The sequence below is a fragment of the Streptomyces adelaidensis genome (assembly GCF_016598475.1).
Lineage (GTDB): Bacteria > Actinomycetota > Actinomycetes > Streptomycetales > Streptomycetaceae > Streptomyces > Streptomyces adelaidensis.
This window is the reverse complement of record NZ_JAEMUX010000004.1, coordinates 41,844-53,947: the sequence shown is the minus strand read 5'-3', so window position 1 is coordinate 53,947 and position 12,104 is coordinate 41,844. Positions and strand designations below refer to the sequence as shown.

Below are 12,104 nucleotides of genomic sequence, written 5' to 3'. Positions count from 1 at the left end.
CTATGGCATTCGTCATGGTGTTCCACCACAAGCAATTGAATGCATAATGCGCAACGTAATTCAGCTGAGGGGCTTGGCGCGTGGCAGACCTGTATGTGGCTGGTGAATGGCGGGACGCGGTGGCCGGCGGTCGCCGGGAAATCCGCTGTCCCGCCGACGGCACCCTCACGGTGACCGTGTCGGAGGGGACACGTCCCGACACCGAGGCGGCGATCGCCGCGGCCCGCCAGGCCTTCGACGAGGGGCCCTGGCCCCGCACCCCCGAGCGGGAGCGCGGCGCGCTGCTGCTGCGCACCGCGGACATCCTCGAGCGGGACGCCAGGGACTTCGCCCGCGCCGAATCGCTGGACACCGGCAAGCGCCTGGTGGAGAGCGAGTACGACATCGCCGACGTCGTCTCCTGCTTCCGCTACTACGGCGGCATCGGGGGCACCGACGCCGGCCGGGTGATCGACACCGGCCGCGACGACGCCGTCAGCCGCGTCGTGTACGAACCGATCGGCGTGTGCGGCCTCATCACTCCCTGGAACTATCCGCTGCTCCAGGCGTCCTGGAAGGTCGCCCCCGCCCTCCTCGCGGGCAACACGATCGTCCTCAAGCCCAGTGAGCTCACCCCCTCCACCTCCGTCCTGCTGATGAAGGCACTTCAGGAGGCCGGGCTCCCGGCAGGCGCCGCCAACCTCGTCCTCGGCACCGGCCCCGAGGTCGGCGCCCCGCTCTCCGAGCACCCGGCCGTCGACATGGTCTCCTTCACCGGCGGCCTGGAGACCGGCAAACACATCATGGCCACCGCCGCGGCGAGCGTGAAGAAGGTGGCGCTCGAACTCGGCGGCAAGAACCCCAACGTCGTGTTCGCCGACGCCGACTTCGAGACAGCCGTGGACTTCGCCCTCACGGCCGTCTTCCTGCACTCCGGCCAGGTCTGCTCGGCCGGCGCCCGGCTGATCGTCGAGGACTCCCTGCACGACCGCTTCGTCGACGAGGTCGTCCGCCGCGCCCGGCAGATCCGGCTCGGCGGGCCCTTCGACCCCGAGGCCGAGACGGGCGCGCTGATCTCCGCAGGGCACCTGGCGAAGGTCGAGGCGTACGTCGCCGCGGGGATCGCCGAGGGCGCGGTACTGCGCTGCGGCGGCGCCCGGCCGGGCGACCCGGCCCTCGCCGACGGCCACTACTACCCGCCGACCGTGCTCGACGAGTGCCGGCAGGACATGCGCGTGGTGCACGAGGAGTCCTTCGGGCCCGTGCTCACCGTGGAGCGCTTCACCGACGAGGACGACGCCGTACGCATCGCCAACGACACCGAGTACGGACTCGCCGGAGCCGTCTGGACGCAGGACGCCGGCAAGGCCCAGCGGGTCGCCAAGCGGCTGCGCCACGGCACGGTGTGGATCAACGACTACCACCCCTATGTGCCGCAGGCGGAGTGGGGTGGCTTCGGGCACTCGGGCGTGGGCCGGGAGCTGGGACCGACCGGCCTGGAAGAGTACCGAGAGCCCAAACACATCTGGCAGAACATCCAACCCCGGCCGCAGCACTGGTTTCGCGGCTGAACGCCGAAAAGAGGTCGATCATGACCCCAACCACGACCGAGGTCCCGCAGCGGCGAGGCGCGCCCCAGGACTCCGCCCCCACCCCCGTCGTGTCCGTGCGCAATCTGTGGAAGGTGTTCGGGCCGAAGGCCGACCGGATACCGGAGTCCGAGGAGCTGTGCGGTCTCACCCGCCGCGAGCTCATGGACCGCACCGGATGCACCGCCGCCGTCCGCGATGTGAACTTCGACGTCTCACCCGGCGAAGTGTTCGTCGTGATGGGCCTGTCCGGTTCCGGCAAGTCCACCCTGGTGCGATGCCTGACCCGGCTGATCGAACCGACCGCCGGCGAGATCGTCTTCGAGGGCGAGGACATCAGGGACGCGGACGACAGACGCCTGCGCGAACTGCGGCGCCGTAAGTTCTCCATGGTCTTCCAGCACTTCGGTCTGCTGCCCCACCGCCGCGTCGTCGACAACGTGGCGTTCGGACTGGAGATCCGCGGCATGGGCAAGGCCGAACGCACCAGGCGGGCCCAGGAAGTCGTCGAACTGGTCGGCCTCGCGGGCTACGAGAACTCCTACCCCGACCAGCTCTCCGGCGGTATGCAGCAGCGCGTCGGCCTCGCCAGGGCGCTGGCCGGCGACCCGGACGTGCTCTTCTTCGACGAACCGTTCTCGGCGCTCGACCCGCTGATCCGCAGGGACATGCAGAACGAGGTCATCCGCCTCCACCACGAGGTCGGCAAGACCATGGTGTTCATCACCCACGACCTCTCCGAGGCGCTCAAGCTGGGCGACCGCATCCTCATCATGCGCGACGGCAAGACCGTCCAGTGCGGCACCGGCGACGAGCTGGTGGGCGCCCCGGCGGACGACTACGTCCGCGAGTTCGTCAAGGACGTGCCGCGCGCCGACGTACTGACGCTGCGGTGGATCATGCGCCCGGCGGCGGACGGCGACGCCCTGGACGGCCCCGAGCTGGGCCCGGACGTCGTGGTGCGGGAAGCCACCCGCGCGGTGCTCGCCGCCGAGAAGCCGGTCAAGGTCGTCGAGAACGGCAAGCTGCTCGGCATCGTCGGCGACGAGGAGATCCTCGCGGTCGTCGCCGGGCGGGAAGGCGACGCGTGATGGCCGCCGTCATGGAGAAGACGGACGGGCTGGGAAAGGTGGACGGGCCGGCGAACGCGCCGGATCCCGCCTCCGCCGCCGCAGGGCGCAGAGTCGGTCGCGGCATGGCGGTGGCCGCGATCCTCCTCCTCTGGCTGGTGCTGTTCGCCGTACTGCGCGGGAAGCAGACCCTGACCCTGGCGGCGGCGGACCTGACCGATCTGCACCGGTGGTTCAACGACGTCAACGACTCGATCGGCGCGAACCGCAACTCCAACCCGCTCTTCCTCTACTTCTTCAACGAGATCCGCCTGGTCATCGACACCCTGGTGACCTTCGTCCAGGAACTGATCTCGCAGGCGTCCGCCGACCGCCCCCTCCCGCAGATCGGCTGGCTCGGTGTCGTCGGCATCGCCGGCTATGTCTCCTGGGCCGTGGGCAACTGGCGGGTCGCGCTGCTGACCGTGGCCGGCTTCACCTTCTTCGGGCTCCAGGGCCTGTGGCAGGAGAGCATGGACACCCTGGCGCTCACCCTCTCCGCGGTCCTCGTGGCGCTGCTGTTCGCCATCCCGCTCGGTGTGTGGGCGGGGCTGTCCGACCGGGTCAACCGGATCATGACGCCTTTCCTGGACTTCATGCAGACGATGCCGACCTTCGTCTATCTGGCCCCGCTGACCCTGTTCTTCCTCATCGGCGGCGCCTCCGCCACGATCGCCACGGTGATCTACGCGGCCCCGCCGGCGATCAGGATCACCGCGCACGCCATCCGGTCCGTCCCCGAGACCACCGTCGAGGCGGCCGACTCGCTGGGCGCGACCCGGCGGCAGTCACTGCTGAAGGTCCTGCTGCCGATGTCCAAACGGACCGTGGTGATGGGCGTCAACCAGTCGATCATGGCGGCCCTGGCCATGGTGACCATCGCGGCCCTGATCGGTGCGCCCGGCCTCGGCAGGACCGTCGTCCAGGCCCTGCAGTCCCTCGACGTCGGTACGGCCTTCAACGCGGGCCTCTCCATCGTCGTGATGGCGATCGTCCTGGACCGGGTCACGACCGCCGCCAGCACCCGCGCGGAGGCGGCCAGAAGTTCGAAGAATCGCTTCCTCGCCTGGCGGCGTCCCCTCCTGGGCGCCGGCGCGGTGGTCACGGCGGTCCTCGTCTACATGTCGCACACCTACGTCTGGGCGGCCGAGTTCCCCGGCGAGGGCGGCGCGGGCAGCTCCATCGCGAGCGCGGCCGACACCACGGCGACCTGGGTGCAGGACGAGCTCTCGGGCCTCACCAACGCGGTCCGTGACACCCTCACCAACGGCCTCCTGAACCCCTTCCAGTCGCTGCTCACCGACTCCCCGTGGTGGCTCGTCGGCGCGGTGCTGATCGCTCTCGGCGTCGTGTTCGGCGGCTGGCGCGCCGGGCTCACCACGGCCGTGTGCGTGGGCCTGCTGGTCGGCACCGGTGTGTGGTCGGACGGCATGACGACGATGGCGTTGACCCTCGTCGCCACGGTGCTGGTGATGCTGGTCGGCGTCTTCTTCGGCGTGTGGATGGGACGCAGCGCGCTGGTCGACCGGCTGCTGCGCCCCACTCTGGACGCGGCCCAGGTCATGCCGCCGTTCGTCTATCTCGTCCCGTTTCTCGCGCTGTTCGGCCCGACCCGCTTCACCGCGATCGTCGCTGCCGTCGTCTACGCGGCCCCAGTCGCCGTGAAGATCATCGCGGACGGGGTACGGAACGTGCCCGCGACCACCGTGGAAGCGGCCACCGCTGCCGGGTGCAGCAGCTGGCAGATCATCACCAAGGTCCAGCTGCCGATGGCACGTGGTGCCCTGACCCTCGCCACGAACCAGGGCCTCATCTACGTGCTGTCGATGGTGGTCGTGGGCGGTCTGGTGGGCGCGGGAGCCCTCGGCTACGACGTCGTAGCCGGCTTCTCGCAGGGGCAGCTGTACGGGAAGGGGCTGGCCGCGGGGCTGGCCATCGTCCTTCTCGGAGTCATGTTCGACAGGATCACTCAGGCAGCGGCGCGGCGTGCCGGCGCATAAGGAGCTACGGACCATGGCAGGACACGTAAAACACTGGAGAGTCGGCGCGGCCGGCATAGCCGTCCTCGCACTCGCCCTCACGGCCTGCGGAGGGGCCAAGGTCGGTGACGACTCCTCGGGGTCCGACAGCTCGGGCGGCTCCGCCGAGTGCGGCACCTTCAACCTCGCGGTCAACCCGTGGGTGGGCTACGAGGCCAACGCGGCGGTCATCGCGTACGTCGCGCAGAAGGACCTCGGCTGCAAGGTCGTCAAGAAGGACCTCAAGGAGGAGATCGCCTGGCAGGGCTTCGGGACGGGCGAGGTCGACGCCGTCGTCGAGAACTGGGGCCACGACGACCTGAAGAAGAAGTACATCACCGACCAGAAGACCGCCGTCGACGCGGGTCTCACCGGCAACAAGGGGCTGATCGGCTGGTACGTGCCGCCGTGGCTCGCCAAGGAGCACCCGGACATCACCGACTGGAACAGCCTCAACAAGTACGCGGCCGAGTTCAAGACCTCGGAGTCCGGCGGCAAGGGGCAGCTCCTCGACGGTGACCCGTCGTTCGAAACCAACGACGAGGCCCTGGTGAAGAACCTTAAGCTGGACTACAAGGTGGTGTACGGAGGCAGTGAGACCGCGCTCATCCAGGCCTTCCGCGACGCGGAGAAGAACAAGAAGTGGCTGATCGGCTACTTCTATGAGCCGCAGTGGTTCCTGTCCGAGGTGCCGCTCGTCAAGGTCAAGCTGCCCGACTACAAGGCGGGTTGCGACGCCGACGCGGAGAAGATCGCCTGCGACTACCCCGTGTACGAGCTGGACAAGATCGTCAGCGCGAAGTTCGCCAAGTCGGGCAGCCCGGCCTATGACCTGGTCAAGAACTTCACCTGGACCAACGACGACCAGAACGTCGTGGCGAAGTACATCGCGGTGGACAAGATGACGCCCGAGGCGGCGGCGGAGAAGTGGGTCGAGGCCAACCAGGACAAGGTGGACGCCTGGCTGAAGTAGCAGCGGAGGCCGGACGCCAAGAACCGGTCGCCCACGCCCGGTGGGCGGTGCGCATCCCGCGCGCACCGCCCACCGGGCATCGCTGTGTTCATCGACTACTGAACGCGAACGCACAGCCGTCACCTGGATCGCGACCGCCAACGAAATACTCGCGAAGGTCCGACTCGTCGAGACCTGGGTGAAGAAACTCGTCAATGACAAATCGAAGTAACGCGAACCGGGTCACGAGACACTGAGGTTTTCTCAGAGGCTATGGAGTCACACCGGGTCCGGCAGGTCCATGAGCGCGAGTTTGGCCGGGTCGACCACGGCGGTGATCGCGGTGATGTGTCCATCGGCGACGGTGAAGGCGAGGAGGGAGAGCGGGGTGCCGTCTTCGCGCCAGGAGATGACGCCGGGGTGGCCGTTGACGGTCGCCGCATGTCCTCGTGCCGCGCTGCCGGCCACTCGCGCGCGGGTGGCGACTTCGGTGGCCCCGAGCGTGACGAACGTGCCGTTCGGGGTGTGGACGGTGAACTTCACTTCGGGGTGGAGAACCTGCAGCAGCTGCTCGAACCGGCCGTCGTGGGCCGCGGCCAGGAAGGCTTGGACCACCTCGCGTTGTTGTCGTCCGGCGCTTGCCGGCTGCTGGGTGGCCTGTACCTTCCTGCGGGCTCGGCTGGCGAGCATTTTGGCCGCGTCGGCGGACTTGCCAAGAATGGTGCCGATCTCCGCGAAGGGCACGGCGAACACGTCGTGCAGCACGAACGCCAGTCGCTCGTCCGGGCGCAGCGAGTCGAGGACCGTGAGAAGCGCGAGGCCGACGGAGTCCCCGAGTGCCGCGAGTTCTTCCGGAGCGGGAGCGTCGTCGAGCGTGACGGTGAATTCGGGTAGCTGGTCGTCGAAGGAGACTTCTGGGTGCGTCCGGCCCGACCGCAGGACATCGAGGCTGATGCGGCCGACCACGGTGGTCAGCCAGCCGCCGAGGTTGTCGATGGTGTCGGTGTCCTGTCGGGACAGACGCAGCCACGCCTCTTGGACCACGTCTTCCGCATCGGCATGTGACCCGAGCACGCGGTAGGCGACGGCGCGGAGCCGGTCACGGTGGGACTCGAAGGCATCGACGATCGGGTCCGCGGGATGAGTGCCGGCCATGTTGTTACCTCCCTGGAAGCTGCTCCGTCATAGGGATGACGCACACAGGCGCCGCAACGTAACCCGATGAAGGAGAGCACTCCCACATGGAAAACCGGCTCAAGAACAAGAACACCAACAACCCCGATGTGTGGACCGCGGTCCAGCACCTCCAGAAGGCGATCGCCGCCGGGGGCGTCGACCCAAAGCTGCTCGCGCTGGTCCACCTGCGCGCCAGCCAGATCAACAGCTGCTCGGCGTGCGTCTACGCCAGTGTCTCCGGAGGGAAGAAGGCTGGTGACACCGACGAGCGGCTGCACAACGTCGCAGCGTGGCGCGAGGCGCCGTTCTACACCGACGCGGAACGCGCGGCACTGGCGCTGGCCGAGGCCGCCACCCGGCTGCAGGACGGTGCGCCGGGTGTCACCGACGAGATCTGGGAAGAGGTCAACGCCCACTTCACCGAGGAGCAGATCGGCGCGATCAACCTGGAGATCGCGATGACCAACTTCTTCAACCGGATCAACCGCACCATCAACGAACCGGCCGGCAAGACCTGGGGCTGAGCCCAGCGTGGCTCTTACCCACTGAGGCTTCACCAGTGGGTAAGAGCCACCAGGCCGGGCAGGCGTGAAGCCCTGGTAGGACTGGTCCGCCAAAATCATGTTCGCTCGAACCAGAGGCTTCACGTTGGTCACCCATGCTGCCGCGCTCGACGTCCCGCGCCACATCGTGGAGTTCCTCGCCCGGTTGCTGGCCGCCCACCGGCGCGGGATCGGCACGCCGAAGGGCTCTCGCGCCCTGAGCCCGTTCCGCCAGGCGGTACTGGTGCTGCGCTGGTTCCGAGAACACGGCTGCGTGCACACTGCCTGGCCCGGGACGCCGGGATCTCGCAGGCCACCGGCTACCGCTACCTCCATGAGGGCATCGGCGTGCTGGCCGCCCAAGTTCCTGATCTGCACGAGGTGCTGGACCACTGCCGCGCCGAGGGGATGACACACGTGGTGCTGGACGGCACGCTGATCTCCTGCGACCGGCTGGCCGGGGTCCGGGAGAACGGCAACGACCTGTGGTTCTCCCAGAAGCACAAGAGCTTCGGCGGCAACATTCAGTTCCTGGCTGCGCCGGACGGCACCCCGTTGTGGGTCTCCGATGTCGAGCCGGGTTCTGCCCCGGATATCACCGCGGCCCGTATCCACGTGCTGCCCGCGCTGTACAAGGCCGCCGCCGACGGGCTTCCCACGCTCGCCGACAAGGGCTACATCGGTGCTGGCATCGGCATTCACGTGCCCGTACGCCGCCCCAAAGGCCACTCCGAGACCGCCCTGGACCGAGGAACTCGCGCCACGAATGCGCTGATCAGACACGTGAGGGTGCGCGGCGAGTGGACCGCGGCGGAACTGAAGGAACGCTGGCGAACCCTCAAGCACGTCACCCTCAGCCCCAGCAGAATCGGCGACATAGCCCGCGCCGCACTCGTTCTCAACGGTCACTGGAAATGACCTTCACTGAGAAAACCTCACTGATGGGGGCCGACAGCGAGCTGTCGGCCCCCATTGGGAATTGCGCGTCGGTCAGGCCGAATGGCTCAGCGCGCAACAATCCGCATCAGCCATTGAAGGGGCACTTCTTGATGATGAAGAATGCTTTTCCGGGCTTGTCCACACCAAGAACTCCCTGGCCTCCGGGCCTTGAGCTGCCGACGACGAGGTCCGCGCCCTTGAACTGCGTGGTTTTGGAGTGCCACAGGACCCGGCCACCGGAATACTGGTAGAACCGCACATCGCCGTTCTTGGCGACCTGTACATACGCGGACGGGCCGCTGAGATGCCCCTTGGCCTTGTATACCGAGCAGGTCAAGGCCTTGTAGGTCATGTAAATGTTGTAGTTCTTCCCGACGCAGAACCTGGCCTTTCGTGACGCGGGGCCATCGGTGATGCACTGCCCCGCCTTGAGCTTTTTCCCATTGGCCAGGCGGTTGTTCGCCGCCGCGCTGGCAGGGCTGGCCGTGCCCAGGGCGACCGCAGCCGCGACCGCGAAGACGGCCGCGTGAAGCGCAGGCCGGTGACTGATTCTGAAAATACGCGCCATGGCGCATTCCTCCCCGTGGATGAATGGAACTCGGTCAATTTTGCCGTGTTCCCATTCCGAGTAGGATCCTATCTCAGGGGCGCATTCACTGGGCGCCCCCGAGATCCTTTTGTAGAATATTTGCCATTCACTTGTCGAGACTCTTCGTGACGGTCTGCCCATCTCTCTGATGGGGCCGCTTCGGCTGTCCGGGCTGAGGATGGGCATCCCGGCGGCCCGGCTGTCGCGCCGGGTGGGCACCGGGTTCCATATCGGCGCGAACCGCAACTCCACCCCGCTCTTTCTCCACTTCCTCAACGAGATCCGCCTGGTCGTCGACACTTTGGTGACCTTCGTCCAGGAACTGATCTCGCGGGCCTCCGCCCCGGGTCGACCGGCCCCGCTGACGGCTGTTCTTCCTCATTGGCGGTGCACGCCATCCGGTCCGTCCCCGAGACCACGGTCGAGGCGGCCGACTCGCTGGGCGCGACCCGGCGGCAGTCCCTGCTGCCGATGTCCAGGCGGACCATGGTCATGGGCTCAGCCAGTCGATCATGGCCGCCCTCGCCATGGTCACGGCCCGTTTCCCGGGCCGCTCGGCGACTCGTTCTCCCGGCCGTTCCCGGGCGTCATCAGCCCTCTTGACACCCACCTGCGCGGCAGGCACATTGAGTTGCGCAACCTGAATCATGTTGCGCACGAAGCAACTCGATCGGCTGGACGGATTTGCAAACCGGAGGTGCGGCGATGGCGGGACCCCGAGTGGTCATCATCGGAGCGGGTGTCGTTGGCGCGGCACTCGCGGACGAGATCTCCGCGCGAGGCTGGACCGAAGTGACCGTGGTCGACCAGGGCCCGCTGCCCGCCACCGGGGGGTCGTCGTCGCACGCCCCGGGCCTGGTCTTCCAGACGAACTCCTCGAAGACCATGACGGAGCTGGCCCGCTACACCGTCGAGAAGTTCTGCTCCCTCGACGTCGACGGCAAGCCGTGCTTCCTCCAGGTCGGCGGCCTCGAAGTGGCCACCACCCCCGAGCGCCTCACCGAGATCCAGCGGCGCCACGGCTGGATCACCGCCTGGGGCGTCGAGGCCCGCCTGCTGACCGCCGCCGAGTGCGTCGAGCAGCACCCGCTGGTCAACCCCGACCGGGTGCTCGGCGGCCTCCTGGTCCCCACCGACGGGCTCGCCAAGGCCGTGCTCGCCGTCGAGGCGCAGATCCGCCGGGCCACCGAGCGCGGTGTGCGCTTCCTGGCTCGCCACGAGGTCCTCGACGTCCAGCAGGCCGGCGGCGGCGTGACCGGTGTCCTCACCGACCAGGGCGAGATCCCCGCCGACATCGTCGTGTGCTGTGCCGGCATCTGGGGCCAGAAGATCGCCCGCATGGTCGGCATGAACCTGCCGCTCACCCCGCTCGCCCACCAGCTCGCCTGGACCGGCCCGGTCCCGGCCCTGGCCGGCCAGACCGAGGAGGCGGTGCGGCCGATCCTGCGCCACCAGGACGCCGACCTCTACTACCGCGACCGCTTCGACGGCATCGGCATCGGCTACTACGGGCACCGCCCGATGCCCATCTCCGTCGACGACATCCTCTCCGTGGACGAGGCCGACGACATGCCGTCGGTCATGAAGTTCACGGAGGACGACTTCGCCGACGCCTGGGCCGAGACCCAGTCCCTGCTCCCCTCGACGCGGGAGGCCAAGGTCGAGGAGGGCATCAACGGCCTGTTCTCCTTCACCACCGACAACTTCCCGCTCCTCGGCGAATCCCCGGACGTCCAGGGCTTCTGGGTCGCCGAGGCCGTCTGGGTCACGCACTCCGCGGGCGTCGGCCGGGCCATGGCCGAATGGCTGGTCGACGGCCACTGCTCCTCCTTCGACCTGCACGAGTGCGACGTCAACCGCTTCGAGCCGCACCAGCTGTCCCCGGAGTACGTCCTGGCCCGCGACTGCCGGAACTTCGAGGAGGTCTACGACATCCTCCATCCGCTCCAGCCGTCCGGTGACCCGCGCCCGATCCGCACCAGCCCCTTCCACGCCCGCCAGCAGGAGCTGGGCGCCGTCTTCATGGAGGCGAACGGCTGGGAGCGCCCGCAGTGGTACGAGGCCAACGCGCCACTGGTCGAGGGCCGCAGCATTCCCACTCCCAACGACTGGGCCGCCCAGTTCTGGTCGCCCATCGTCGGCGCCGAGGCCCAGGCCACCCGCGAGACCGTCGCGATGTACGACATGACGGCCCTCAAGCGGATCGAGGTCGCCGGCCCCGGTGCCGGCGCCTTCCTGGACCGACTGTGCACCGGCAAGATCACCAAGTCCGTCGGCTCGGTGACCTACACCCTGCTCCTGGACCACGACGGCGGCATCCGCAGCGACGTCACCATCGCCAGGCTGGCCCGCGACCTCTTCCAGGTCGGCGCCAACGGCAACCTGGACCTCGACTGGTTCACCCGCCACCTCCCCGCCGACGGCACGGTCCAGGTCCGCGACATCACCCCCGGTACCTGCTGCGTCGGCCTGTGGGGCCCGCTGGCCCGCAAGGTCCTCCAGCCCCTGACGGACGAGGACTTCTCGGCCGACGGCCTGAAGTACTTCCGCGCCAAGCACGCCTACATCGGCTCGGTGCCCGTCACCGCGATGCGCCTGTCGTACGTCGGTGAACTCGGCTGGGAGCTCTACACCACCGCCGACCAGGGCCTGAAACTGTGGGACACGCTGTGGCAGGCCGCCAAGCCCCTCGGCGGCGTCATCGCGGGGCGCGGCGCCTTCAACAGCCTCCGCCTGGAGAAGGGCTACCGCTCCTTCGGCACCGACATGACCTACGAGCACGATCCCTACGAGGCCGGCGTCGGCTTCGCGGTCAAGCTCGACAAGGACGACTTCATCGGCAAAGCGGCGTTGGAGCGGCGCAGGCTCGACGTACGGCGGAAGTTGACCTGCCTCACCATCGACGAGCCGGGGTCGGTCGTCATGGGGAAGGAGCCGGTGTACGACGGTGACCGGGCGGTCGGCTACGTCACCAGCGCGGCCTATGGCTACACGATCGGCAAGGGGATCGCGTATGCGTGGCTGCCGGTTGAGCTGGCCGCTCCTGGTACGGCGTTGCAGATCGGCTACTTCGACCAGCGGGTGGAGGCGGTTGTGGCCGAGGAGCCGTTGTTCGATCCGGCCATGTCCCGGCTCCGTGGCTGAGCTGTCGGCAGTGGGTGCCGCGATGGGTGGTCGATCGTCTGCGGCGCCATCGTGGCTGGTCGCGCCC

At 68.2% G+C, this 12,104-nt stretch carries 8 protein-coding genes and 2 pseudogenes; 8 read left to right on the top strand and 2 right to left on the bottom strand.

Annotated elements, in window-relative coordinates:
- Positions 1-80: 80 nt before the first annotated feature.
- Genes I8N67_RS03140 through I8N67_RS03125 form a run of 4 tightly spaced genes read left to right on the top strand, consistent with a single transcriptional unit; the run spans position 81 to position 5,668 of the window.
- The gene (locus tag I8N67_RS03140) at positions 81-1,550 is read left to right on the top strand and encodes an aldehyde dehydrogenase family protein (RefSeq protein WP_200301002.1); all 1,470 of its coding nucleotides are present in this window, start codon (positions 81-83) and stop codon (positions 1,548-1,550) included.
- A gap of 20 nt (positions 1,551-1,570) precedes the next feature.
- Positions 1,571-2,659, top strand: coding sequence for a quaternary amine ABC transporter ATP-binding protein (locus I8N67_RS03135; protein ID WP_200301001.1), 1,089 nt, complete (start codon positions 1,571-1,573; stop codon positions 2,657-2,659).
- A complete protein-coding gene (locus I8N67_RS03130) occupies positions 2,659-4,677 on the top strand; it encodes an ABC transporter permease (protein ID WP_200301000.1) in 2,019 nt (672 codons plus the stop codon). The genes I8N67_RS03135 and I8N67_RS03130 overlap by 1 nt, the downstream gene beginning before the upstream one ends.
- 13 nt (positions 4,678-4,690) lie before the next feature.
- Positions 4,691-5,668 (top strand): ABC transporter substrate-binding protein, encoded by a 978-nt coding sequence (locus I8N67_RS03125; protein WP_200300999.1) that lies wholly within the window; start codon positions 4,691-4,693, stop codon positions 5,666-5,668.
- A gap of 258 nt (positions 5,669-5,926) precedes the next feature.
- Here the strand turns inward: I8N67_RS03125 and I8N67_RS03120 are convergent, their stop codons facing one another.
- On the bottom strand, positions 5,927-6,802 hold the full coding sequence (locus tag I8N67_RS03120) for a sigma-70 family RNA polymerase sigma factor (RefSeq protein ID WP_200300998.1): 876 nt from the start codon (positions 6,800-6,802) through the stop codon (positions 5,927-5,929).
- 86 nt (positions 6,803-6,888) lie between these two features.
- Here I8N67_RS03120 and I8N67_RS03115 point away from each other — a divergent pair, with 86 nt between their 5' ends.
- Together I8N67_RS03115 and I8N67_RS03110 are read left to right on the top strand one after the other, a co-directional pair.
- Complete coding sequence (locus tag I8N67_RS03115) at positions 6,889-7,347, top strand: carboxymuconolactone decarboxylase family protein (RefSeq protein ID WP_200300997.1); 459 nt, start codon at positions 6,889-6,891, stop codon at positions 7,345-7,347.
- 124 nt (positions 7,348-7,471) lie between these two features.
- Positions 7,472-8,283: pseudogene (locus tag I8N67_RS03110) on the top strand (transposase family protein).
- Positions 8,284-8,389: 106 nt separating this feature from the next.
- Here I8N67_RS03110 and I8N67_RS03105 read toward each other — a convergent pair.
- Positions 8,390-8,872 carry a hypothetical protein gene (locus tag I8N67_RS03105; RefSeq protein ID WP_200300996.1) on the bottom strand — a complete coding sequence of 161 codons (483 nt, stop codon included), beginning with the start codon at positions 8,870-8,872 and terminating at the stop codon, positions 8,390-8,392.
- A 250-nt stretch (positions 8,873-9,122) separates the two neighbouring features.
- On the opposite strand from I8N67_RS03105, the pseudogene I8N67_RS44480 reads away from it, so the two are divergent.
- Both I8N67_RS44480 and I8N67_RS03100 read left to right on the top strand, forming a co-directional pair.
- Positions 9,123-9,429: pseudogene (locus I8N67_RS44480) on the top strand (hypothetical protein); the annotation flags it as partial.
- 169 nt (positions 9,430-9,598) lie between these two features.
- Positions 9,599-12,037: a GcvT family protein gene (locus I8N67_RS03100; protein ID WP_200300995.1), complete on the top strand. Its 2,439-nt coding sequence runs from the start codon at positions 9,599-9,601 to the stop codon at positions 12,035-12,037.
- Positions 12,038-12,104: the final 67 nt, after the last annotated feature.

Bases quoted from the DNA above. Each gene is read 5' to 3' on its own strand.
- I8N67_RS03105 (WP_200300996.1), bottom strand. From the start codon at position 8,872: ATGGCGCGTATTTTCAGAATCAGTCACCGGCCTGCGCTTCACGCGGCC.
- I8N67_RS03125 (WP_200300999.1), top strand. From the start codon at position 4,691: ATGGCAGGACACGTAAAACACTGGAGAGTCGGCGCGGCCGGCATAGCC.
- I8N67_RS03130 (WP_200301000.1), top strand. From the start codon at position 2,659: ATGGCCGCCGTCATGGAGAAGACGGACGGGCTGGGAAAGGTGGACGGG.
- I8N67_RS03100 (WP_200300995.1), top strand. From the start codon at position 9,599: ATGGCGGGACCCCGAGTGGTCATCATCGGAGCGGGTGTCGTTGGCGCG.
- I8N67_RS03115 (WP_200300997.1), top strand. From the start codon at position 6,889: ATGGAAAACCGGCTCAAGAACAAGAACACCAACAACCCCGATGTGTGG.
- I8N67_RS03135 (WP_200301001.1), top strand. From the start codon at position 1,571: ATGACCCCAACCACGACCGAGGTCCCGCAGCGGCGAGGCGCGCCCCAG.
- I8N67_RS03120 (WP_200300998.1), bottom strand. From the start codon at position 6,802: ATGGCCGGCACTCATCCCGCGGACCCGATCGTCGATGCCTTCGAGTCC.